Source organism: Desulfonema magnum (assembly GCF_017377395.1).
GTDB classification, from domain to species: Bacteria; Desulfobacterota; Desulfobacteria; order Desulfobacterales; family 4be13; genus Desulfonema_C; species Desulfonema_C magnum.
In genome coordinates, this window is sequence record NZ_CP061800.1 from 7015550 (window position 1) to 7038985 (window position 23436).

Genomic DNA, 23436 nt, shown 5'->3' on the forward strand with positions numbered 1-23436 from the left:
ATAAACCGCTGGAAAAGGAGTGATATCCGCTATGGAAAAACACATTGAAATCAAATTGTTTGCCACCTTGTCCAAATTCCTCCCCCCTGACCCTGACAAATTTCCCATATCTCCGGGGATAAAGGTCCGGGATGTGATCCGTGAGTTAAAGGTTCCGCCGGAGGATGTGAGGATAATTTTCATAAACAGCGTGAGAAAAGATATTGACACCGTCCTTCAAGGCGGTGAGAGGGTCGGTATTTTTCCGCCGCTGGGCGGAGGATAAAAATGTCCGAAACCCTTGTTTTAGAAAGTGTCGCATCAGCATCCCGAGAAAAAAAATATCCGGACGGAGAACCTTACAAAAGTCTTTCTGTCCGGGACGTTTTCCGTATTTCCGAATCCCTGCACATACATGGCAGACAGGTGGAAACAGCCGCATTGGAAAATGGCGTGATTCCTGAAAGATATGCGCGTAACAGAAAAATGCTTTTGCCGGAGGAGCAGGCAACGCTGCTTCGGAGTTCTGTCAGCGTGGTGGGACTTGGGGGGCTGGGAGGCGCTGTCATAGAGATTCTGGCTCGTATGGGGGTCGGCTTTTTAAATCTGACAGATGGCGACAAATTTGAAGACAGCAACCTGAACCGTCAGTTACTGAGTAATGAGAAAAATTTGGAACAAACCAAGGCCGGAGCTGCGCTCAGACGGATAAAGGAAATCAATTCAAGCGTGGAAGTTTCCGTGCATGAAGAATTTGTAAGCCATGAAAACATGTTCCGTATTTTGGGAAAACCGGATGTGATCGTGGATTGTCTTGACAATATAAAAACACGATTTGTGCTTGAGAAAGCAGCCCAAAAAATCGGGTGTGCTTATGTCACTGCTGCTGTGGCAGGTGTTTCTGGGCATGTGACGGTTATCTTTCCCGGAGATCCCGGGTTGGAAATGCTTTATGGTCATCCTGATGAGGCTCCGTCAAAAGGAGCTGAGGCAGAATTGGGCAATCTGCCGCCGGTTGTCACACTGATGGTGTCTCTCCAATGCTCCGAAGTGGCGAGAATTCTGCTCGGCGGAAAATCAATATTGAAAAATCGAATACTTGCAGTGGACCTTACCGATAACACATTTGAAGTCTTAGAATTGGAATAATAAGTACCTAACCATAAGTTTTCCGATATTTGTTTATAAAAAGACGGGCTGCGGAGAAACCCGGCTTTTTCCATCGGGGAAGTGGCCCATATGCATCAGGCTAAGACTGCCGGACGGGGTTTGCAACCCCGTCCGAAACGTTTGTTTTCGGGGGTCGGAAAATATTTCGGACGGGGTTGCAAACCCCGTCCGGCAGATCACAGGTTAATAAAAACAATGAGTTACGATCTTAGCCTGATGCATATGGGAAGTGGCCCCGTCCGTGAAAAAAGCCGGGTTGCTTCCCCGCGTCGCAGCCGGGAAAAAGGAACTCCGCAGAAACCCGGCTTTTATTGCGGAGAAACCCGGCTTTTTCCATCGGGGAAGTGGCCCCGTCCGTGAAAAAAGCCGGGTTTCTTCCCCAAAAGATGTACAGGGATTCTTTTAGTAAGGATTGAATCGGTGATGAGCAATTCGCTTTAATCCTTACTAAATTAATCCATGCAAATAAGACCGAATTTTATAATTTCATAAGCAGAAACAAAAGGTGTCAGATTTTAACAATATGAATAAATTATGTATATTAGTAGGTATCACTGTGTTTAGTCAGATTGGGTGGTGCCTGGGAAATTATTTTGGTATGACTGCCGCGTATCTGTTCAGTGTTGTTGGCAGTATGGTGGGAGTTTATGTTGGCTGGCGTGTCTGTCGGGATTATTTGAAATAAACGCGGACAGACAGCACTTAACATCTGACTCCTAAACTAGGCCGTCTAAAAATATCATTTTTTGCTGTTTTTTGCCTGATGATGTTCCTCCCTCTCTGACAGGCCCGTTGCGAGACGTTCCCTTCGACAAGCTCAGGGAACGTCTCGCAACGGGTCTGCCGGTTGGAACGTCTCGTTGCGGGCCTGTCCACAAGGTGGGTTGCGCTTCGCTCCACCCACCCTACGTTTTTTGTATCGGGTATATTGTTTATTTCGAGTTCCCTAAGTGAGTTAGACGGACTACACCTAAACAAATAAGTTCCGAGGGGCGGGAGAAATCAGAAAACTTATGGTCTGATACTTATTTTTCAAATTGTCCGAAAAAACAATTTAAAAAATTGTATTACATCCGGGCAGCCTGTCAGAATTTATTTAGTCGTGTCCTGACACTAACACCTAACACCTAACACTTAACACCTAACACCTAACACCTAACACTTAACACCTAACACCTAACACCTAACACTTAACACCTAACACTTAACACCTCGTATGAGAACCTTATGAAGATTGCTTATTTTGACTGTTTTTCCGGGGCAAGCGGGGATATGATCCTCGGTTCGCTCATGGATGCCGGTCTGGAATTAGAACAACTGAACAAGGAAATTGCCAAACTTCATCTTACCTGCTATGATCTCCAAGTGAAAAAGGTACTCAAAAAAGGAATTGGCGGAAGTCAGGCATTGGTATATGTGGATGAGGAACACCACCGCCAGCATCATCGCCATCTCCGGGACATTGAAGAGATTATCAAAAAAAGTACTCTCAATGAATCCGTAAAGCAAAAAAGTGCGGAGATTTTCCGGAGGCTGGCTGAAGCCGAGGCAAAGGTCCATCAAACAACCATTGAAAAGGTCCATTTTCACGAAGTCGGGGCAATGGATGCCATGATTGACGTGGTGGGCGCGGTGGCCGGACTTGCCGCGCTGAAGATAGACAAAATTTTCTGTTCCCCTTTCCGTGTGGGAACCGGAACCGTGACATGCGCCCACGGTACGCTGCCTGTACCGGCTCCGGCCACGCTTGAACTCATCAGAGGAAAACCTGTGTCTTCCTGCGAAATTAAGGGCGAACTCCTGACACCCACGGGGGCCGCTATTTTAACCACTCTCTCTTCCGGCTTCGGCCCCATGCCATCCATGACGGTGAAAGCCATCGGATACGGGGCAGGCACATCAGAACTGGCTATTCCCAATTTGCTCCGGGTCGTTATCGGAGACGCGTTGGATGAAGTCGCAGACTATGAAACAGAGCAGGTGGCGGTCATTGAAACCAGTATTGACGATATGAATCCTGAGATGTATGACTATCTCCTCCAAAAAACCCTGGATATGGGTGTCATGGATATATTTCTCTCACCGTTGCAGATGAAGAAAAACCGGCCTGGCACGCTGGTTACGGTTATCTGTCGGCCAGAGGCTGTCATGAAAATTTCCGATTTTCTCATCAGGGAGACCACCACCATCGGACTGAGATGGCGTGTGGATAATCGGATCAAGGCTCACAGAACAATAAAAAAGATTCACACGAAATACGGCCCCATAAAGTTCAAAGTGGCTGAATGCAGCGGTGAGATTGTTAATATTTCGCCGGAATACGAGGACTGTAAACGAGTAGCCCTTGAAAAAAGCATTCCTCTCAAAGCGGTTATGGAAGCAGCTCAGTCTGTGGCATTTATTCACTCATCTTAAATGCGGAGAAAAAGACATTGAAAAATCAAATGACACCAACGCTCTCTCTGATCCTTGAGACAGACAAAATTTATTGTTTCTTTCCTCTGTTACAGCATGGTGTTATGCTGCAAACCCGGATCGGGCGAAGCATCAGGGATATGCTCTGCCACGGCTTTGGTGTGAGTCCCGAATATCTTGAAAATCGGATTGAAACCATTTTTTTGAATGGAAAGCCTGTGGATGATGCGGGGTCAGCCATAGTCAGGGATGGTTCAGTCCTTGCACTTTCGGCTGCCATGCCAGGACTGGTGGGATCAACTTTTCGTAAGGGAGGGCATCTGGCTGCGTTTCGGAGTACAATTACGCATCCGAAAGAGGAAGCAGATGTTCCGGTTTACAAGGGCGTTTTTATTCTGAAACTCTTTAATCTCCTCGTCCGGGAACTGGGTCCCGTCTTTCTTAAACGTGGCGTTTGGATCAGAAAGAATGAGTTGGAGGCGTTCCTGAGACGTCAGTCGGAAATTTTCCAGGCAGAATGCAAGGCTGTCAAAAAGGACGGTAAGGAAATAAAGCCGGAGAAATTGCATGAGGTGAGTTGGTCTGACGAACATGAGATTGTGCAGTTGATTGTCAACAGCACATCTGACAGATGAGAGGTCCGGTTTACACAGTCCCTTTCCGATATTGCCAAAAAGGAGAACTCTGCCACACGAGGTTTGTAAGCCTTCTGCCCAGCCCCGTCCGTAACGTTTTTTTAGTTCGTCTGCCGGACAATGAAAACATTACAGACGGGATTGCAAACCCCGTCCGTAACATTGCTCGTTTCGACGGACTCAGCGAGCGGCGTTTCTGTCCGTACCCGGCACCTGCACCCTGAGTCTGTCGAAGGGAGCCGGACGGGGTTTGAGCAAAAAGTTAAAAATTCAGACGGCTTAGTTCCAAATCCGGATATGACCCGATATTTACCGAACGGATTCAAATCACTTATATGGATAATATCCGGAAAGGGAACACTGCCGCATTTGCCAAATCCGAACCAGGCAGCAGAGCAGACCTCAGTAATTCAGAATAATCTCCTCCGAACTTCTCTTAGGCACATGATGAACGCCTTTGTCATCCCGCCAATATCTGATGCTTCCGTCAGTGCCGACGTCTTGTGTCACAATTTCCTCTTTGGGCTTTCCCATGGCAAGGGCAAGGAGAATTTTAAATTGCGCGGGGATGTTCAGGATATCCCGGAGCTTTTCTCTGTTTATCGCTCCGATAATGCAGCCGGCAAGCCCTTTTTCTTTCGCGCCTAAGAGGATGCTCTGGCTCGCAATGCCATGATCACATCCGAAGTCTTTGCTAATTTCAGTATCACCTAAGATAATGATATATGCGGATGGTCTTTCCCCTTGGTCCGGCCCGGGCCAGTCTTTGAGATATCCTGCCCACGCGAGGCACGAAAATATCTGAGCGTTCATTTCAGGATCACAGGAGAGGATGTATTTCAGGGGTTGCAAATTCCCTGCTGAGGCTGATAATCTTGCAAGGTTTACCAGCGATTTCAAACTTTCCGAATCCACCGAATGATCCTGATAAAACCGCCGGCAGCTTCTGTTTTTTAGAATCAGCTCCTCGATCATTTTAATCCTCGCTGCATATAAATTTTTCCTGAACCGGCATATTTTGCCGAATCCAGATTAGGATTTTGTCAAATTCCTCCTGAACTTCCCTGAACGCCTTACCTCTGTGGCTGACGCTGTTCTTTTCCTCCTGGGTTAATTCTGCAAACGTCTTCTTCAGCTCCGGATAATAGAAAATCGGATCATATCCGAATCCGTTTGAGCCGGAAGGCTGTTCAGCGATCACCCCCTCACATCGGGCTTCATATGTCAGGGCCGGACCCGTGGGAACCGCAATGGAAATGACACATTCAAACGCGGCCTTCCGGTTAGTTTTCCCTTTAATTTCCTGTAATATTTTGGCATATCTTTCTTCATCTGTGGCGTTCTCGCCTGCATAGCGTGCGGAATAAACCCCGGGCGCGCCGTCAAGGGCATCCACCAACAGTCCTGAGTCATCCGCGAGCGCGGGATATCCCAGAATTCTTGCTGTAAAACTTGCTTTTTTATAAGCATTTTCATCAAAGGTATCCCCGTCCTCTTCCACTTGGGGAATGGGACCAAAATCATCCAAATTTTTGATTTCAATGGGAAAATCTTTCAGGAGTTCTCTGATTTCAGATGTTTTGCCTTTATTTCGTGTGGCCACGACAAGAGCAATCGAATTTTGCATGAAAACCTCTTTTCAATTGTCAGTAATCAGTTGTCAGCAATCAGCTATCAGAGGACACAAGGTCTGATGATAACTGTCCGCCGGGAGCTGATTACCGTTTTTCAAATAAAATACAGGGGCAATTCCTCCGGAATTGCCCCTGTTGTTTCGGAACAACTTATTAAAAATTTATAAAACACAATCCGATCATTGTAAAGCTTTTCACATTTTTTAATTCAAAATGAGTGTCTGTTTCAGCCTTCATAAGCCCTTTCTCAGACAAAATACCCTTGGGCTGACAAGTGACAACTGACAACGAGTCGTTAATAATCAGATAATTTCTTTCATTCTGCTTCCATTTGTCAGTTCCTCTCAAAAGCCTCCTCAAACACTTTGTCTTCAGGAATTGCTTCTATCTTACATTAGGGGATTTCCTCCAAAAGTTCCTGTCCGACCCCGTCATCCCACCAGCGGTCTATGATCTCTGAATCTGCGTCCGGCGGCCCCTGGGTACGCCAAATCCAAGCCTCTTCGGGTGTCAGTTTCCTCACTCCTGAAAAACCGATATCCTCGCATCTGGGATACGAACCGTCTATCAGAGACACACCCCATATTTCATGGCCGTCCATGCCCATGCACAGACACGGATGATAAGCTGAATCTTCATAAATATCACCCGGCTGAATATCTTCTATGGTATTTATTTCTTTCGGCATTTCGCTCACCTCCTGGTTTGTTTTTTCGGTAACGGATATCCTGCTTTTTTCGCTGTATTTATAATATCCTGACGTTTTCTGAGCTGATCAGGATCATCAATCACGAATCCGTGATAATATCTGACGCAGTTTTCCTCATCTGTCCGATGCAGGGGCAATACGACCAGTTCCATATTGATCGCATCATATCCCAGTCGTCTCCTCTCGCTTATGGGAACGGAATTTTCCAGAGCTGAATCTCCGTTTGTGGGACGACGTGCGATATTCCCTCTGGATTTCAGTCCGTGCTTAGGATTGTCTTCATAACAATGTTCATATGATACGCAATGTCGCATAATTTTCCATTTTTCAAAATAATTTCATATAAAAACAGAGATCTCAATATTTTTTTATAAATCCTTCCTGTAGTTATCAATCATCTTCATACTCATCGGACAAATTCTCAGTCGTCCGCTCCCCGGGTCTTTGTGGGCAAGTACCTGTCAGTACTGAAATTTGTAGCAAAGCGGAAGTAAATCATGCTGCAAATATGCCGCCCCCACAGGGCTTGCTCGGCCTTCCCCTAAATCCGTTATAATCAGCGTTTTTCAAATAATTTAAATGCAGGGGCAGTTTTTCTGGAATTGCCCCTGCTGTCTCCGGAACAGATTATTAAAAATTTATAAAACACAATCCGGTCATTGTAAAGCTTTTCACATTTTTTAATTCAAAATGAGTGTCTGTTTCGGCCTTCATAAGCCAAAATACCCAGAAATGTAGAAATGTAGGGTGGGTGGAGCGAAGCGGAACCCACCGCACTCGGACAACAAGTCTGTCATTCCGTTCGACTGAGTTCACGCCGAAGCCTGCGAAAGCAGGAATCCGTTTTTGGCCGATGCCGCACTTCTGGGAACTGTGGATTCCTGCTTTCGCAGGAATGACAAAAAAAACTGGATCATCGAGCGACAACAGTGCCCTTATTTCCATTGCTCCAGATCCGCCCGGACGATGCGAATCCGCTTTAAAATGTCTTCCCGTCTGATGTTGAACCAGATCATTCCGACCAGGATAAGGGAACCCAGCAGAATCAGCACAACCCCTTTTCCCACGTTCTGCCTGGAATAGAAAAGAAATAACTGTCCCGCGATATTCAGCACCATAAAAATGACGCCGCCGTATAAAAATGCCCGAATCCGCAGGATAATTCCCATGGCGACACCGACCAGGCTGAGAAAGAGAATCACCAGAAAAACAGACAGTTCAGGACGCAGAAAAAAATCCAGGGTTGCGCACGCGTATAATACGCTGACGCCTGCCAGACGCACGCGGTTAAGTGTGCTGTTCTTTAATTCCTTGCGATGCAGGTGAAGCAGTATCAGAACAGTTAAAGCCGCGGGAACCACATACAGTTGTATCAGATGATACTGATTTGCCCATGCAGGTATCCAAAGATAAATGGCAGCGTTGATTGAGAAAACGCCCAGATAAAGCGACATTGGACTGCCGGATGTATAACGCAGAGAAAGATATAATGCGCCGGCCGCCATCAGCGTCGCGGCCGCATGAGGAGAGGACAGATGAAACGGCACTGTCAGAAGGGCCAGTAATGGAAGACTCATGCACAGACGTGACAGCGCCGCAGACAACTTCTCTGACGAAGCGAAACGTCCCAGCATGAACAGACACCAGGCAGTTCCCATTATGGCGGCAGTGTCCTGTATGTCCGGCGGGGACAGACCGAGTAATAAGAGGCGCAGATATACACCGGCAGCACCGCCCAGCAGCGCCACGCCGTAAATCCATCCGGGTTCCTGAGAATGATAAAACCGGCGTATTCCCAACCCCATGAGGAGTCCGGCTGAGATGAATGCGGCTGTTCCATGAAGCCAGACATTTTCCATAGGGAGGTGTGCAGTCATCTGGCGGAGGAAAACCATCAGATGTAAAACCCATTCGCCCACGGCGAGGCTTGTTTCAAATGAAAGATTTCCGAGGAGTTTCTCCTGAAAAAATAAGAATCTTTCCGAGTTTCGAATTTCAAGTTTCAAGTTTCGAATTTTCACCAACAGCCATATGATCAGACTCAGTTGCAGCGAATACCAGGGAAAGAGTATCTGAAGCCTTGAAAACTGAGCTTGCAGCAGCGGCCATATCTGCCATAGGATCAGTCCCTGGGTTTGATCTGACGGAATCCACATCAGGGGCCAAGTGTGCAGCAGTATGAGCCATAGGAATCTGGCGATCCATACCAAAGTGGAGGAGCGCCGGATCCAGGCTGTTCCTGTAAAAATTCCGGCCAGCAGCCCCAGGGTCAGCAAGCTTTCAGACAGAGAAGCGACCGGCGCAAAGAGTAAAGCAGGCATAACAGTCCACTGCGTCAGAACAAGCCAGACGGATACGGCGTTGCGAATATTCCCAAAATGCCTCAGATGATGAGTGGCGAATGATGAGTTTGAAATTCGTGACCAGAAAACTGCAAGCATGAATAAAAATCCGCTCCACAACGCCAGGATAAGTGGCAAATGAGATAATGCCGACTCAGGATGAATCCACGTCAGAGTCATGGCGAAAACTGAAACAAGAAGGCTGTGAGTGTTCAGAATGCCGGGGTGCAACAGAAACAAATGCAGGAGAGAGGCGGTGAGCAGTCCTGCAATCAGCACCTGGGATGGCCAGGCGTGGGGATGATGTGAAAAAATAGCAGCTAAATTCGTTACCATGAAAATCAGGCACGGATATAAAATGGCAGCAGGCCAGAAGAGAAACGGACCGGTCAGATTATGCGCGTGCCAGTTCAGGCGATCCGCCAGTTTTTCTCCCAGATGACGCCAAAGAGAAACCATAACCAGAAGAAGATTTGCCCATATTATTGTGCCAATGACAAAGCGGTTAATTTCTTTCTCATGAACATAGATGATATGTAATCCTGCAAGTTCTCCGACATATAACACTCCTGCCCATGTCAGCGATCCCGCGGCAATCCAGGAGAGACCCGCGTTTTTACTGTTTCGCAAAATCAGGAACAGATAAACGGAGAGGGAGAGCCAATATGTCCAGTGGAGAAAAACAATAAAACCGATAGTCAGCACCGGGCTGATGATCACTAACAATAACCCGGAACAGAGCCATATACCGGTGTCAACCGCCCATCGGGGGCAGCGTTTGTTGAACCGCGTCAGGATAAAATTCGCCGCTGCCCATAAGATATAAGACCATAGCAGGGCGGCCGGGCCATACTCAGTCAGTTCGTAAACAGATATGAAACTGAACCATGCGAGACTTAAAAACAAAGTGACACCGATTCCTCGGAGAACAGGGGCACATGCAAAAGGACTCAGCAGGGGAAAAAGTCCCAATGCCAGCGTCAGAAATATCCAGGGCAACAGAGCGTTTTCAGGCAGAGATTCCAGACCGAGCAGACACCATCCGTAAGCAACGGCTGAGATAACCCATGCGGGGAATCTGAAGTCCCGGGGGCTGAAAAGGGTTTTCAGCAGCGTTTTTTCACTATCCGGATTTTGTGTTTTCTGGTGTCCGGCTTGGGAGGCAAGGTATTGGGCAAGTGCGGCCAGTCCCAGTGAGATCAGGCTCAGGTTCAGCCATTGGCTTGTGATGTCTGTTATGATCGCCAAGCTGCTGTCAAGGAGATGAAAAGCGGTGATGGTGAATCCGGTCACAATCAGCCACGGAAACACAGAGGATCGGCTGTTACGACGCATGAGAACGCAGTAAGCAGTTCCGGCCAGCACATATTTCCAATGCAGCACGGAGAACAGGTTCGCGGGTAAAAAGGATAACTGTCCGTCCCATTTGTCAAAAAGAACGAGTGAAATGAACACAAATCCTGCCCGGGGCCACGCTCCGGGAGAGATGCTCCATGCCGGAAAACGGGAATTAAAGTACGGTAAAACGCTGTTGGCAATCCCCCAGAGAGCAAAGCCCCAGGATAATAACAGCGCGTCGTTCCAAAGCGGTATGTGACTGAGGCGCAGGATACTTACAACCCATCCGGTCAGCATGAACAGAACACCTGCCCCTCGCCAGTAATGTGCTTTGGGCAAAGGTTCTGATAACGGAAACAATGTTATGCCCATGATCAGAAAGAGCCAGATTCCATAGTATCCGGTTTTCTTTTCGAGTATTGCTGACGCAAATAACAGCACTGTTCTCAGGAAAATCCAGCCATAAGTTAAAATTGCAGCATACCACAGGGGCCTGGCATACAATGACTTCCATTGCGGATATCGTGCCATGATGCAGGCCAGGAAGGAAAGCCCCATACAGATCAGAGACAGAACCAGCCAGATATCGCCGCTTCGGGGCGGCCAGAGATAAAACCGCTCGCCACTGTGAAATAAAAACATGTATATCCACAGGAGTCCAAGTTCAGCCCACAGCATTCCGGTCAGACTCAGCATCTGACTGCGTAACCTGTGGTTTGCCAATAAGAGGCCAATGCTTGCGAGACACAGCGTGAGAACAGTTGTTCCGCCAAAGTACCGGGCAAAATTTCCCCATACCAAAACAAGCTGCTGTCCTGCCGCCATAAAGGTCAGAAGTGTGGCTGCCTGTAGTAAAGGCTTACGGTAAAGACTTTGGGCAAAATTTCTCGGAAAATCTTCATTTTTAAATATCTTGCAGCCAGACAACCATGAGATGGTCCATAAACTGAGACTTAGCAAAGCAAACAATAAACCGGTTCGCGGGTCTGTAGGCAAGATTTGCAAATTGCTGATTCCCAGGACTCGGACGTGAATGACCAGCGTCACTGTCACCAAAATCGTCAGCGTAACATGACTTTGAAAGCGATTTCGGTAATGCCTGCCAGTCAGCCAGAAAAACGCCATGGCGATGATGAATGCGGGGAGGACGGTCAGACCGGGTGCGTTCAGCCAGTGCCGGACGGCTGCTGCAATTCCCGCGAGGGTAATCAGATATGCGGTGTAATATGTCTGCTCCTCCACTTGCTTCCGACCGCCGCCGTGGCCGCCGTTAAGCAGCATCACTTTTGTCAGGCGAACAGTAAGCGCACAATCCGCAAGCCATGGGATGATGAGCCAGGCCAGAAGGGCATACAGCGTGCCAATAAAACTCAGAAGCGGAAGATTTGACGTATAAGCCCGGTAAAAAGGAGCGAGCAATGCACTCAGTCCGAGAAGCAGCGGAATCCACCACATATAAAGCAGCCGGAAATAAAAGACCAGCAGCATCGCGGTCAGTGTCATCAGGCCGGAACTGAATCCCCATTTTACGCTGATTTTAAATTCAGGCAGATACCGGATAAAATGAAATAGTGATACTCCCCACAGCAGAGCCATGAACTGCTCCAAGGGGGAAACTTGAAATTTGATACTTGAAATTTGATACTTGATACTTGATACTTGAAATTTGATACTTGATACTGATGGCTGATGGCTGATGGCTGATAGCTGAGAACTCCTTTTCAATTTCCAGATTATTCCCCATGTGATCAGGATGATTACTGTTTCTGTTATGCCTGCGGAGGGATATGGGAAATGGGTGTGTTTTATTAAAGCACCCGCGGCGCTTCCGAGAATCAGGGCGCAGTAAAACAAGGCTCGCACCCGCATGGATAAACTTTGCCAGAGAAACACGCCGGCTGACACTATCAGTTGCAGATGAAGGAGGGCGTTTTTGGGAAATGTCGCTGGCTTATCTGCCAGGGATGTTATGACAATGGCGGTGACCACGCTCAGTAAGGCGCTGTTTGACAGCACTCGGGTTGTCATTGCTGCGGACTCGGTGATCCCGCGATAAGTCCGCATTCCTATGCTGGTCAGCAATAAGGCCAGCAATGTCAGGCCGAGGGGGAGCTGCTCGGTCCATCTTAATCCGCCCCATAAGGGCAAGTATGCGAGCGTGATGGCTCCGGCCAGCGGCACAATATACAGCCAGGGAGTGTTAAGATGATTTGGGGTTTGGGAGTTCCAATATGGGAGATAGCGCAGGGTGGCGTACAGCATTCCGGTCAGGGTCAGGCCGGTTGTTGCTGCTGTCCGTCCCGGGGCAGCGTGGAACAGACTCCATCCCACCAATCCCAGTGTCAGTATCATCAGCGTTTGAAAACACAATCGGGCCAGGTTTTCGGCTTTGTGTTTCAATGTCCGGTGAAAAATGCCAAGAAGAGCGGAAAGTCCCGGAATGCTCGCCAGAAAGTAGGCGTCATAAGAAAAATGCTTCAGAATCAGTTGGTGATATAAACATCCCACACAGGCCAGCAGCAGATAAAGCGGCGGTAGTGTCAGATAATGCCTGAACACGGTTGCATAAACGCCCGCGCCCAGTGTCAGGGTGATCAGTCTTGCAGTCAGTCCTTGAAAACTGAGGGACAGCGCCAGTATTGAAAGGGCATAGACAGCAAAGCTGAATCGGGACAGGAACGTGTATCGTTTGGTCCATTTTTTGAACTGAGCGTCAACATAAAATAAAAACCCGGACAGCATCATCAGAAACGGGCCGGAATACCCGGGAGGCAATGGCGTCTTACATCGCCAGGTGAGGTGAACAAAGGATACTATCGCAGCATACACCAGGGTCCCGGTTGAATAATAAGCCAGTTTTCGCTGATCCAGAAAAATGGATTTCAGCCAGTCACGAATAAAGCGAATCAGTCCGTATCCCAGTAATCCCGACAAGGTGAGATGTATCAGGAGCAGGACATACCACCCGGGAATTCGGGCTGCCATTGGCACTGCGATCTGCACAATTGCCAGTCCCATAAACACTCTCGCGTGAGGTCCCTGCAAAGAGCGGTCCATGATGCCGGATGCAAGCTGGGCAGCCCAGTAAAAGATGCTGACATTCGCCATGATCATGAGAATTCCTGCGGCGCTTGTCAGTTTATCAGGCCAGGCGATATCTGTCAGGCGAACGGACGCGGCCATACTGAGCGGAATCAGCATCATCCCCAGGGTGATAAGGACACTGCCCGCGGTGCGGAGTTCCGGCCTCCGACGTAGCAGTTGGTAAGCCCCTCCCAGCAACACCAAGGTGTAACCGAACAGGATCAGTGCAATGGTCAGGGATCTGAAAAATCCTGCGGTGTAGGTCACAAGAAAAATACATCCTGTGATAAAGAGAAATCCGCTGATAAACCAGCCGATATTCTGAACCAGAAAGGGCGCAATCACACGGGGCCAACCGGAAATCACATTCAGAGCCTGTTCCAGATCGCCTGGCTTGGCAGGCTCCCACGCATAGCGGCTGGCAGGGGCGAGGGGCTTGGGGCGAGGGGCTTGGGGCGAGGGGGTAACGGATACTGTTGCTGTTTTGAGTGATTCAGGAAGCGGCTCAGACTTTTTCTTCGGTGTGACAGGGAGGGGCGGAGGAATATCGGGTTTTGAAATCTCGCTCCTGGACAAGGGGGAAGGCGATTCAGGTTTCTTCTTTATCGGAACACGCGGTGTTGAAATTTCGATTTCAGGCAATTCCGGAGAAATTTCAGGCTTCTGCTTTGCTGTGGCAGGGAGCGGCGGGGGTGTATCATGTTTTGAAACACTTGGCTCGGAAATAAAAATGTCTTTTTTCGGTGGTTCAGCTTCAGAAACAGATTTCACAGGTGCGGAAAGCGTGGCTGTGACCGGGGATGCCAATTTTTCTTCTTGTTCCTGCCAGGGCGGATCTGATTCCGGAGGGAGTCCCAGATGCTTACAAAGATACGTCCAGGCAGCATCCCGCCGATCTTTCCACGACATATTGCCGCTCGGCAGCAATTGACGCAGCAATTTGTCAATGTGACGCTTCAGTTCCTTTTCAGACTTTCCGTCAATATGGTTAGCTGAATGCAGACGTTCCAATTCCTCCCGAAGCAGAAGCAGGTTATAGGCATTATGCTCGCGCTGCCGCCTCCTGAGCAGCAAGCCCAGCAAAATAATCGCCACAGGCCAACCCGCTAACATTAGTAACGCAATAACGACAAAGAAACCTTCCATTGTATTCGTCCTTTTAGGTGTCAGGTGTCAGGTGTCAGGTGTCAGGTGTCAGGTGTTAAGTGTTAAGTGTTAGGTGTTAGGTGTTAAGTGTTAGGTGTTAGGTGTTAAGTGTTAGGTGTTAGGTGTCAGGTGTCAGGTGTTAGGTGTCAGATGCTCGGAACCTGTGGCTTTGTTTTCTTAACACCTAACACCTGACACCTAACACTTTTTAATTCCGATTTTTTTCCTGAGTTCTTCGAGTTCCTTATCCACTTCGGTCTTTATCTCAAGCTGATCAATTTGCCGCTCCAGATCGGATGATTCATCGTAAAGTTCGGCGATGGCCTCTGTCCGGGCTTCTATCTCTGTGACTTTGTCTTCCATTCGGATAAATTTGTCCCGGGCATTGAGTCCCTTTTGAAGATGGTGTTGTGTCTTATGCATATGCTGAGTGGCCTGAGCCGCTCGCAGCCGGGCCACCAGGGCACTGCGTTTCTGACGGGCTTCTGTGAGTTTGTTTTTCAGGTCACGAAGCTGGGATTTCAGTTTTTTGCTGGTGTCTGCTGCAATTTTCCATGCACTTTCGAGGTCTTTTGCTGTCCTGTCATGTTCTTTTTTGCATATCAGGGCTTCCCGGGCCAGTGCTTCATTATCAGCCACCAAAGCAACTTCGGCTTTTTCCCGCCAGAATTCGGATTTATCGCGATGATGTGCCAGTTCCCGGGCCAACTGTTTTTCACTGGCAATGGCATCAATGACACTGTCTTCAGCGCGCTGAATGTGGTCTTCCATTTCCAGGATGACCTGCCTGATCATGCGTTCCGGGTCTTCCACCCGATCAATCATATAATTGATGTTGGCGGAAATGACATCGCTGATTCGTATAAACAGACTTCCCATGATATCCTCCTGTTATTCTGTCCCTTGAACAGATTTCGAAAAATTTTTGCAGGATTATTCCTTCTGACGCTTGAGCAATTGCTAAAAGTCATTAGATTGAAAAGTTTCCGGGCCATATGCGGGACAGCAAAGAAACCCAGCTTTTTTTTCCGGGCCAGGTGTCTCCCCGGCCGGAAAAAGCCGGGTTTCTCCCCATATGCATCAGGCTAAGATTACAACCTACTGTTTTTATTAACTCTGATTTTGCCGGACGGGGTTTGCAACCCCGTCCGGAATATTTTCCGGATCGCCGCCCGCAAACGTTTCGGACGGGGTTGCAAACCCCGTCCGGCAGCCGTGTCCCTTGAACAGATTTCGAAAAAATTTTACCGGATTATTCATTCTGTTGCTTGAGCAATTATCAAAAGTGTTTATTTTTTTCTTTCAGAAATCTATCATAGCAGTAAATATGCCAAAATCAAACAATGAATTGTATTTATACAAATCTCATACAAATCAATATTTGCAGAGCAGGAGGCTGCCTCGCCCTGCAAATACAGTTTGAGAGTTTATGGACATTTTTTGTATATGCTTAAAGGTTTCCCGAAAATTTGTTCCTAACCCGTACAGTATCGTTAGGCCCTTAACAATCTGAAATAGTAACAGTTTTTCACCGGAACAACGCTATATACTTGAAAGAAAGCATATCTTTAACATTTTGTAATTAAAGCATTTGTGCCGTCACCATATCTGTACCACTACCAAAAAAATGAGGATATCATTATGTCCAATTATATTGCCCTGATTCACAAAGATTCGGACAGTGATTACGGGGTTTCTTTTCCTGACTTTCCCGGATGTATTTCGGCCGGGGAGACAATTGAGGAGGCCGGAAAGATGGCCGGTGAAGCCCTTACCGGTCATGTTAAGACAATGCTTGAATATGGCGAAAAAGTGCCTCCGCCTTCCACTTTGGAAGATATCATCGTTCAACCTGAAAATGCGGATGCCATCGCTTTTATAGTGGTTACGATTTCTCAGCCGGAATTGGAGTTTGTCCCCATGACCGCGCCCTCTGAGAATCCTCCTGAATATACACCGGCATAATGCGGTATTCTCGTTCCCACGCTTTGCGTGGGAACGCAGCAGGGACGTTTCACGTCCTGTGTCCCGTCAGAAAGAGAGCGACAGGTGGCAGGAGTGACACGTTCCTTTGAACATCTGAACACAAAGCGTCCGGGCTACATTCCCACGCAAAGCGTGGAAATGAGAGTGATCATTCTATTTACCAGTCTGCTTTCTTCCATGCCTTCTCTTGTTCCCCGCCATCATCCCGAACTATATACCCATGTTCTGAACCGCGTTTGCCTTCCATTGCTTTATTGTTCCCAGCCTGTCCTCTGACCCAATGCTGTTGACTTAAGAGTAAGCGGGGTTTTCCGATATTTTCTCCGGAGTGCGAAAAATGCTTTTTCGCAGGCGCAGAAATAAAATTTTTGCACTCCGGATTCGTTCGGAATTACGAGTCAGTTTTGCCTTCTTGACAGCGCTCTGAGCAAATGCTATCTATGATAACAAAACTCATCGGAAATCCGTCTTCCCGCCCGTCCGGGATTGGTAAACCGCGGACATTTCCGGCGGATTTGCCAATCTCCCGGGAGCATTTCGGGGCGTTTCCGATCTGCTGACACTTTAGCTTTCACTCCCTGTTTTAGGGGATGTCTGTCCGGAAATAACGGGAAAAGGGGGATTTGAAGACGTAAGACAGAGGAGACAGTAAAAATGAATTTTATTATTGAAATTGAGAAAGAAGATGACGGGCGTTGGATTTGTGAAATCCCGGAGATTCCGGGTGCGATGGCTTACGGAAGGACAAGGAATGAGGCCATTTCAAAAACACAGTCCCTGGCACTTCGGATATTGGCGGATCGCATAGAACATGGCGAGAATGTTCCCGGAATTGAGACATTTTTTTCGGTGGCAGCATGAGCCGGTGGCCTTCTGCGAAAGCAAAGCAGGTGCTTGCGGCGATGCTTCGGATCGGGTGGAAAATCAAAAGGGAGGGCAGAGGTTCCCATCGGGTTCTTTCCCGTGACAACTGGCCTGATTTTGTCTTCTCGTTTCATGATCGGGATGAAATCGGTCCTCGCATGCTGGCCCGCATTGCCAGGCACACAGGACTCCGGCCGGGTGATTTATAATTTACACTGGGGGAGTAATTATTCTTTGAAAGATTTCCACAACGCTTTGATAATAAAATTGCCGGGCTATTTTCACCCGTCCCTACGGGACTGAAGACACCATATCAATTCTCAATTTCTTTCCACTCGCTCACATTCCGCTTCTCAAATCCGTCCTGTTTCACGGTATAAAAAATTTTGCCGTGGGCATCCGTGCTAAAAACAACGACCTTGTCCTCATAGGCAACACTGCTGATATGCTGAAGCCTTTCTTTTTGCAGATACATGGAAGACCTCATAGAAAAAGTTGGTGAAAATGAGGCTTGTTACAGAATTTTTTTCAATGTGTAAATCCAGCTGATGAGCATGATGAGCGTATGTCCGCCGGAAAAGACCAGCTTTTTTTACTACCCATTAAAAAAGATTGCCGAATTATTTATTTCTGTTGCCTGAGCAATTCGCAAACGTGTTTATTTTCTTCAGATAATTGTACTCTCGATGTTCAAATTTTTTATGTTATTCCTGCGAAAGCAGGAATAACAGGCTTTTTACTTGAACCGGGCCAAAAAATCTGATCATCGGGTGTACAGCAATAAATATGCCAAAATTATTTTGAAGCTGGCTTCAGTCTGTTTTAGCTTTCAGCCCGGATATTGATATCCGGGCCGGCCTGATGTCCGACTTTCCTGCAAAATCAGACGCATTTTTAGTTTGACAGCAAAATTCTGATTTTGGCATTTGGGTCTTGACATGACAGATTTCTTATGTCTAAATAGTGCGATTAAACTTTTTTGAATCAAAAGGAGAGGATTTATACTATTATGAAGAGGACTTATCAGCCAAGCAGAATTAAACGCGCCAGAACACATGGATTCCTGAAAAGAATGTCAACAAAACAGGGCAGAAGAATTATTAACAGACGCAGAGCCAAAGGCAGAAAGCGTCTGGCGCTTTAAAGTGGGAGCATTTTCTTTTACCAAGGCGGACAGAATTTTAAAGCGTCCTGAATTTCTCAGAATATCAAAATTCGGAAAAAAGGTTCACAACAAACATTTCCTGGCTGTTTTCTGCCCGGGACGCGGTGAACAGACACGCCTTGGTATCACTGTAACCAAAAAAGTCGGTCATGCTGCGACACGCAACAGGATCAAACGTTTTTCCCGTGAATATTTTCGGTTAAACAGACATAATATTGCAGGTAAGTGGGATATAAACATCATTGCCAAGAAAGAAGCCGCAGATATCACATCCGAGCAGGCTTTTTTTTCGCTGAAAAATATTTTTGCCAGAATATCGAGGTGATATATTATTAAGAGAATATTCCTGATACTCATCAGGACATATCAATGGACGCTGTCTCCCATGCTGGGGCCGACATGTCGTTTTTACCCGACCTGTTCAGAGTATGCCTATCAGGCCGTTTCGCGTTATGGTTTGCTTAAAGGTTCATGGATGTCTTTAAAAAGAATTCTGCGATGTCATCCCTTCAATCCTGGAGGAATTGATCCTGTTCCCTAAGCAGCGCCGCCATCCCCCTTTTTACAGTCTATTTTTGCAAATCCGAGACAGGCATAGGGAACGGTGTCAGACCGTTTCCCTATATTTTTTTATTCTGACATTTTGTTTTTGCAAATCCGAGACAGCCGTAGGGAACGGTGTCAAACTGTTTCCTTACATTTTTTTATACTAGGAGAGAGTATTATATGGAACAAGTCCGATTACTTATAGCAATAGCGCTTTCTTTTCTGGTGTTTCTTCTGTGGGAGGTTTTTGCCCCTAAGCAGCCTGTTCAGAAACCGGAAAAAGAAAAAACGCAGCAGTCCGAACAATTAGCAAAACAAGAACCATATATAAAAGAGGCCGAACCTGTAACTGATATGATCGGCCCGCCCGAAGCTCAGGATGCTTTCACGCCTTATACAGAGCCTGTCAGAGAAGCCAGAGTCATCACTGTGACATCCCCTTTTTATTCAGTGAAAATTTCGGAAAAAGGGGCGGTGTTTAAAAGTTTTGTGCTGAAAGATTACAAGGAAAAGGTGGATAAGGATTCCCCTTTCAAAGAAATGATACCGGAATCGCTTCAGCCCGGGAACATCCTTACCAAATTTGCCGGGAACAGCCTTCCCGGACTGGAAACTGCGGTCTTTTCAGCCGACAGCGAAGCCGAGTCAGTAAGCGTTGAGACTCGGAATAAAATAATTTCTTTTTCATGGGAATCTCCTCAGGGAATTGTATTTGAAAAAAGTTTTCACTTTTCTCCATCTACTTATATCATCGGACTTGCTGTGACCATAAAAAACGGTTCTGAGCAGACAATCCATGACAACCTGACCGTGTCGCTCTTAAATCCTGTCCCCCAGAACAAGCAAATGTATGGTTTTGAGGGACCCAGCGCACTGATCCGTAACAGCCTGGAACAGATAAAAATTGATGATATCGAGGAAAAAAACAAATATGACGGAGAATTGAAATGGATTGCTCTTGAAAACCGTTATTTTATGTCCGCGGTCATTCCTGTGAAACCTGCGGAATCCAGTATGCATCTTTTCGTGAAAGATAAGATATTGGAAAGCCGCTATATGAACCCGGTCAGTGATATCCGGCCCGGAACGCAGCAGCGTTTTGAATTTGACCTTTTCTTAGGGCCTAAGAGTTTGAAAATACTAAATGAGATCAATAATGGTCTGGAAAAGGCGATCAATTTTGGCTGGTTTGATTTTATTGCCAAGCCATGCCTCTGGTTAATGAATTTCCTGCACAGTTTTATCCCCAACTACGGTTTGGCGATTATTATCTTAACGATACTTCTCAAATTGATTCTGTGGCCTCTCGGAAACATAAGCTACAAATCCATGAACGAGATGAAAAAACTTCAGCCGCTCATGGCTGACATCAGGGAAAAATATAAGGGCGATAAGAAAAGAATGAACCAGGAGCTGATGGGATTGTATCAGACATATAAGATCAATCCTATGAGCGGATGCCTTCCCATGGTTGCCCAGATACCTGTATTTTTTGCGCTTTACAGAATGCTGTATGAGGCCATAGAACTCAGGCATGCTCCGTTTATGGGGTGGATTAATGACCTGTCCGCGCCGGATCGTCTTTTTAATTTCAGTTTTTCCATCCCTTTTATGGATCCGCCATATGGCATTCCTGTACTCACGATTATTATGGGAGCCACCATGCTGCTGCAGCAGAAGATGTCGCCGCCCCCGGGTGACCCTGCACAGGCCAAGATGATGATGTTCATGCCGATTGTATTTACATTTATTTTTATAAATTTTTCATCCGGACTCGTTTTATACTGGCTTGTAAACAACATCCTGTCTATCTCACAACAGTACTATGTTTCGAAAAAAAAAGCGCAATAAGCGAAAAGTGAGAAATGAAAACCAGGAAGAGCCGAAGGGATTTTTCACTTTTCACTTTTCACTTTTCACTTTTCACTTCTCAATTCTCAATTGACGGAGGTTATAATGTCGCCTTATCCAGAATTTGAAGGCAAGACAATTGAAAAGGCACTCATAAACGCCTGTGAAACCCTGAACGTCTCCAGAGACAAACTTAAATATGATGTTCTTTCTTACGGTTCCAGCGGTATTTTCGGGCTGGTGGGTGTCAAAAAGGCACGAATTCGAATTACCTCACCCAAACCAAGAGCGACGGAGATTATTCCTGAAACGACGAATAGCGAAGAAAAATTTTCTCCCGTCGTCAACAAAAAGGGCGATGCCGGCAAATCGCCTGTAACACACCTGAAAAAAGAAGAATCAGAGGAGATGCAAAAAGCACCGGAGGACAGCCAGGAACCTCAGATTTTTCCTGAAAATCCTCTGGAACTTGGCCGGAGTGCATTGCAACGCATTATTGATTTTATCACAACAGACGCGAAAATATCGGTGAAAGAAACGCCGGAGCGAATTTTTTTCAATGTCGAGGGCGGCAACACTGCGGTTCTCATCGGCAAACGCGGACAGACCCTTGAAGCCATCCAATATTTAGTTGAAAAAATTATCAACAAACATAATGCTCACAGAATCCGCATACAGGTTGACATTGAAGGATATCTGGATAATCGGAAAGCCAAGCTGGAGGGGCTTGCCGCGCGTCTTTCGGAAAAAGCCAAGCGTATCGGCAAACCCGTGACAATCGGCCAGTTAAACGCACATGACAGAAGGATTGTCCACATTGCTTTGAAAGATGATAATGAAGTCAGAACCCAGAGCATGGGGGACGGGTTTTACAGAAAGCTTGTGATATTTCCCCAGAGAAGATTTCACCGAAGGAAGGAGAATCTGGGTAACAATACAGGACGTCAGAAGTAGGAACTCAGCATTGGTCATTGGTCATTGGTCATTGGTCACATCCGGCCTTTGCCAACAACCAATGACAAATGACAAATAACAAATAACAAATGACAAATGACAAATGACAAATGACAAATGACAAATAACAAATGACAAATGACAAATGACAAATGACAAATAACCAATGACAAATTCTGCTACTATCGCGGCCATCGCAACGCCGGCAGGTAGCGGAGGTATCGGTATCATTAAAATTTCCGGGAAAGATGCCCTGACCATTGCCGCATCTGTTTTCCGAAAATCATGCGGCCGAACCCCGAACTCCGAACCCCGAACCCCGAATGTTTTTGAATCTCATCGTCTTTATCACGGGTATGTTGTGAATCCTGAAAATGGCCGGGTTTTGGATGAAATCCTTCTTGCTGTTATGGTCGCGCCGTATTCTTATACCCGGGAAGATGTTGTGGAAATTCATGCGCACTCCGGGCCTGCCGTATTAACTGCTATTCTGAATTTGGTGTTAAAACATGGTGCCAGACTTGCTGATCCGGGCGAATTTACAAAACGAGCCTACCTCAGCGGCCGTATTGATCTCACACAGGCTGAGGCTGTTATTGATATCATTAACGCAAAAACAGAAAAATCGCTTGACATCGCTACTGCCCAGATCAGGGGCAATATAAAGGCACACATTGAATCTGTAAGAGATTCACTGTTTCACATTTTGGCTGAAACAGAGGCGGCCATAGATTTTCCAGAAGATGTTGAAGAAACAATTGACACAGATTCGGCAGTTGAAGTCATTCAAAATCAGGTTGTTGACAAATTAAACAAACTGATTAAACAATATGAAAATGCGCATTTTTTAAGAGACGGTTTGAAGGTGCTTATCGCGGGCAGACCCAATGTGGGGAAATCCAGCCTCATGAATTGTCTGCTTCGGAAGGACCGTGCCATTGTCACCCCCATCCCCGGAACCACAAGGGATTTCATTGAGGAAACATTGAATATCCGGGGCATCCCGGTGACAATCACCGACACCGCCGGGCTGCATGAGACAGATGATCCTGTTGAAATTCTGGGGATAAAAAAAGCTTATGAGTATATTGAAGATGCTGATCTGATTCTTTTTATGACTGACCTGAGCCAGCCGCTGACACCTGATGATCATGAGATATATGAAAAAATCAGTCATAAAAATTTTATACTTGTTGCAAATAAGGCCGACCTTGTTGAAGAGAAATTTGAGCCTGACATTCCTGATGCCTGGAAGCTTCCCATATCACCGGAACTTCGCAAGCCTGAGATAATCAAAACTTCGGTACGTTATGACCGAGGTGTTGATGCGCTCAGGGATCTGATTGCAGCAGTTTCCATGGGCGGATATGATGACAAAAATACCATCATCCCCAATCTGAGGCACAAACTCGCTCTTGAACGGGGGCTTCAGGCCGCATCTTCAGCAGCATCAGGAATTCAGAACGGAACACCTTTTGAACTGATCAGCATGGATATTCAGGAATCTCTTGATTCACTCGGTGAAATCCTGGGAATTACCATCAGGGAAGATATTCTGGATCAGATTTTCAGCAGGTTTTGTATTGGAAAATGAAATGGACCCCGGGGTCTGGAAGCA

Annotated in this window: 23 protein-coding genes; 15 read left to right on the plus strand and 8 right to left on the minus strand. The window is 46.8% G+C overall.

Annotated elements, in window-relative coordinates; translation table 11 throughout:
* Positions 1-31: 31 nt before the first annotated feature.
* The 5 genes from dnm_RS26855 to dnm_RS26875 all read left to right on the plus strand — a co-directional run bounded on the left by dnm_RS26855 (position 32) and on the right by dnm_RS26875 (position 4199).
* A complete protein-coding gene (locus tag dnm_RS26855) occupies positions 32-265 on the plus strand; it encodes a MoaD/ThiS family protein (protein WP_207679958.1) in 234 nt (77 codons plus the stop codon).
* A 2-nt stretch (positions 266-267) separates the two neighbouring features.
* A complete protein-coding gene (locus dnm_RS26860) occupies positions 268-1128 on the plus strand; it encodes a HesA/MoeB/ThiF family protein (protein WP_207679959.1) in 861 nt (286 codons plus the stop codon).
* Between the two features lie 544 nt (positions 1129-1672).
* Complete coding sequence (locus dnm_RS26865) at positions 1673-1834, plus strand: hypothetical protein (protein ID WP_207679960.1); 162 nt, start codon at positions 1673-1675, stop codon at positions 1832-1834.
* Between the two features lie 542 nt (positions 1835-2376).
* A complete protein-coding gene (gene larC / locus dnm_RS26870; protein ID WP_207679961.1) occupies positions 2377-3564 on the plus strand; it encodes a nickel pincer cofactor biosynthesis protein LarC in 1188 nt (395 codons plus the stop codon).
* Positions 3565-3581: 17 nt separating this feature from the next.
* The gene (locus dnm_RS26875; RefSeq protein WP_207679962.1) at positions 3582-4199 is read left to right on the plus strand and encodes a hypothetical protein; all 618 of its coding nucleotides are present in this window, start codon (positions 3582-3584) and stop codon (positions 4197-4199) included.
* Positions 4200-4601: 402 nt separating this feature from the next.
* On the opposite strand, the gene dnm_RS26880 is transcribed toward dnm_RS26875, so the two are convergent.
* From dnm_RS26880 to dnm_RS26910, 7 genes are all read right to left on the minus strand, one after another.
* The gene (locus dnm_RS26880; RefSeq protein ID WP_207679963.1) at positions 4602-5174 is read right to left on the minus strand and encodes a nitroreductase family protein; all 573 of its coding nucleotides are present in this window, start codon (positions 5172-5174) and stop codon (positions 4602-4604) included.
* A gap of 1 nt (position 5175) precedes the next feature.
* A complete protein-coding gene (locus tag dnm_RS26885; protein WP_207679964.1) occupies positions 5176-5826 on the minus strand; it encodes an XTP/dITP diphosphatase in 651 nt (216 codons plus the stop codon).
* Positions 5827-5986: 160 nt separating this feature from the next.
* Complete coding sequence (locus dnm_RS26890) at positions 5987-6181, minus strand: hypothetical protein (RefSeq protein WP_207679965.1); 195 nt, start codon at positions 6179-6181, stop codon at positions 5987-5989.
* Positions 6182-6227: 46 nt separating this feature from the next.
* On the minus strand, positions 6228-6521 hold the full coding sequence (locus dnm_RS26895; protein ID WP_207679966.1) for a hypothetical protein: 294 nt from the start codon (positions 6519-6521) through the stop codon (positions 6228-6230).
* Positions 6522-6526: 5 nt separating this feature from the next.
* A complete protein-coding gene (locus dnm_RS26900) occupies positions 6527-6856 on the minus strand; it encodes a hypothetical protein (RefSeq protein ID WP_207679967.1) in 330 nt (109 codons plus the stop codon).
* A 621-nt stretch (positions 6857-7477) separates the two neighbouring features.
* The gene (locus tag dnm_RS26905) at positions 7478-14452 is read right to left on the minus strand and encodes a hypothetical protein (protein ID WP_207679968.1); all 6975 of its coding nucleotides are present in this window, start codon (positions 14450-14452) and stop codon (positions 7478-7480) included.
* 198 nt (positions 14453-14650) lie between these two features.
* Positions 14651-15331, minus strand: a complete 681-nt coding sequence (locus tag dnm_RS26910; protein WP_207679969.1) for a PspA/IM30 family protein — start codon at positions 15329-15331, stop codon at positions 14651-14653.
* Between the two features lie 762 nt (positions 15332-16093).
* Between dnm_RS26910 and dnm_RS26915 the strand changes: the two genes are divergently transcribed.
* From dnm_RS26915 to dnm_RS26930, 4 genes are all read left to right on the plus strand, one after another.
* Positions 16094-16417, plus strand: coding sequence for a type II toxin-antitoxin system HicB family antitoxin (locus tag dnm_RS26915; RefSeq protein ID WP_207679970.1), 324 nt, complete (start codon positions 16094-16096; stop codon positions 16415-16417).
* Positions 16418-16510: 93 nt separating this feature from the next.
* On the plus strand, positions 16511-16714 hold the full coding sequence (locus dnm_RS26920) for a hypothetical protein (RefSeq protein ID WP_207679971.1): 204 nt from the start codon (positions 16511-16513) through the stop codon (positions 16712-16714).
* A gap of 378 nt (positions 16715-17092) precedes the next feature.
* Positions 17093-17299 (plus strand): type II toxin-antitoxin system HicB family antitoxin, encoded by a 207-nt coding sequence (locus tag dnm_RS26925; protein WP_207679972.1) that lies wholly within the window; start codon positions 17093-17095, stop codon positions 17297-17299.
* On the plus strand, positions 17296-17511 hold the full coding sequence (locus dnm_RS26930) for a type II toxin-antitoxin system HicA family toxin (RefSeq protein ID WP_207679973.1): 216 nt from the start codon (positions 17296-17298) through the stop codon (positions 17509-17511). The genes dnm_RS26925 and dnm_RS26930 overlap by 4 nt, the downstream gene beginning before the upstream one ends.
* A gap of 104 nt (positions 17512-17615) precedes the next feature.
* Here the strand turns inward: dnm_RS26930 and dnm_RS26935 are convergent, their stop codons facing one another.
* On the minus strand, positions 17616-17777 hold the full coding sequence (locus dnm_RS26935; protein ID WP_207679974.1) for a hypothetical protein: 162 nt from the start codon (positions 17775-17777) through the stop codon (positions 17616-17618).
* Between the two features lie 534 nt (positions 17778-18311).
* Between dnm_RS26935 and rpmH the strand changes: the two genes are divergently transcribed.
* From rpmH to mnmE, 6 genes are all read left to right on the plus strand, one after another.
* On the plus strand, positions 18312-18446 hold the full coding sequence (rpmH, locus tag dnm_RS26940; protein ID WP_207679975.1) for a 50S ribosomal protein L34: 135 nt from the start codon (positions 18312-18314) through the stop codon (positions 18444-18446).
* Between the two features lies 1 nt (position 18447).
* Positions 18448-18792: a ribonuclease P protein component gene (gene rnpA, locus dnm_RS26945; protein ID WP_207679976.1), complete on the plus strand. Its 345-nt coding sequence runs from the start codon at positions 18448-18450 to the stop codon at positions 18790-18792.
* Positions 18793-18807: 15 nt separating this feature from the next.
* Complete coding sequence (gene yidD, locus dnm_RS26950) at positions 18808-19008, plus strand: membrane protein insertion efficiency factor YidD (RefSeq protein ID WP_492208009.1); 201 nt, start codon at positions 18808-18810, stop codon at positions 19006-19008.
* A 185-nt stretch (positions 19009-19193) separates the two neighbouring features.
* Entirely contained in the window at positions 19194-20864 is a 1671-nt protein-coding gene (gene yidC / locus dnm_RS26955; protein WP_207679977.1) for a membrane protein insertase YidC, read from the plus strand.
* Positions 20865-20969: 105 nt separating this feature from the next.
* Entirely contained in the window at positions 20970-21818 is an 849-nt protein-coding gene (gene jag, locus dnm_RS26960; protein ID WP_207679978.1) for an RNA-binding cell elongation regulator Jag/EloR, read from the plus strand.
* A 166-nt stretch (positions 21819-21984) separates the two neighbouring features.
* Positions 21985-23412, plus strand: a complete 1428-nt coding sequence (mnmE, locus tag dnm_RS26965; protein WP_207679979.1) for a tRNA uridine-5-carboxymethylaminomethyl(34) synthesis GTPase MnmE — start codon at positions 21985-21987, stop codon at positions 23410-23412.
* Positions 23413-23436 lie beyond the last annotated feature (24 nt).

Coding starts and splice junctions, on each gene's coding strand:
- dnm_RS26885 (WP_207679964.1), bottom strand. CDS start 5,826: ATGCAAAATTCGATTGCTCTTGTCGTGGCCACACGAAATAAAGGCAAA.
- dnm_RS26895 (WP_207679966.1), bottom strand. CDS start 6,521: ATGCCGAAAGAAATAAATACCATAGAAGATATTCAGCCGGGTGATATT.
- dnm_RS26865 (WP_207679960.1), top strand. CDS start 1,673: ATGAATAAATTATGTATATTAGTAGGTATCACTGTGTTTAGTCAGATT.
- dnm_RS26910 (WP_207679969.1), bottom strand. CDS start 15,331: ATGGGAAGTCTGTTTATACGAATCAGCGATGTCATTTCCGCCAACATC.
- dnm_RS26915 (WP_207679970.1), top strand. CDS start 16,094: ATGTCCAATTATATTGCCCTGATTCACAAAGATTCGGACAGTGATTAC.
- rpmH (WP_207679975.1), top strand. CDS start 18,312: ATGAAGAGGACTTATCAGCCAAGCAGAATTAAACGCGCCAGAACACAT.
- yidC (WP_207679977.1), top strand. CDS start 19,194: ATGGAACAAGTCCGATTACTTATAGCAATAGCGCTTTCTTTTCTGGTG.
- dnm_RS26900 (WP_207679967.1), bottom strand. CDS start 6,856: ATGCGACATTGCGTATCATATGAACATTGTTATGAAGACAATCCTAAG.
- mnmE (WP_207679979.1), top strand. CDS start 21,985: ATGACAAATTCTGCTACTATCGCGGCCATCGCAACGCCGGCAGGTAGC.
- dnm_RS26905 (WP_207679968.1), bottom strand. CDS start 14,452: ATGGAAGGTTTCTTTGTCGTTATTGCGTTACTAATGTTAGCGGGTTGG.
- dnm_RS26925 (WP_207679972.1), top strand. CDS start 17,093: ATGAATTTTATTATTGAAATTGAGAAAGAAGATGACGGGCGTTGGATT.
- dnm_RS26930 (WP_207679973.1), top strand. CDS start 17,296: ATGAGCCGGTGGCCTTCTGCGAAAGCAAAGCAGGTGCTTGCGGCGATG.
- dnm_RS26855 (WP_207679958.1), top strand. CDS start 32: ATGGAAAAACACATTGAAATCAAATTGTTTGCCACCTTGTCCAAATTC.
- dnm_RS26860 (WP_207679959.1), top strand. CDS start 268: ATGTCCGAAACCCTTGTTTTAGAAAGTGTCGCATCAGCATCCCGAGAA.
- larC (WP_207679961.1), top strand. CDS start 2,377: ATGAAGATTGCTTATTTTGACTGTTTTTCCGGGGCAAGCGGGGATATG.
- jag (WP_207679978.1), top strand. CDS start 20,970: ATGTCGCCTTATCCAGAATTTGAAGGCAAGACAATTGAAAAGGCACTC.
- dnm_RS26935 (WP_207679974.1), bottom strand. CDS start 17,777: ATGTATCTGCAAAAAGAAAGGCTTCAGCATATCAGCAGTGTTGCCTAT.
- dnm_RS26880 (WP_207679963.1), bottom strand. CDS start 5,174: ATGATCGAGGAGCTGATTCTAAAAAACAGAAGCTGCCGGCGGTTTTAT.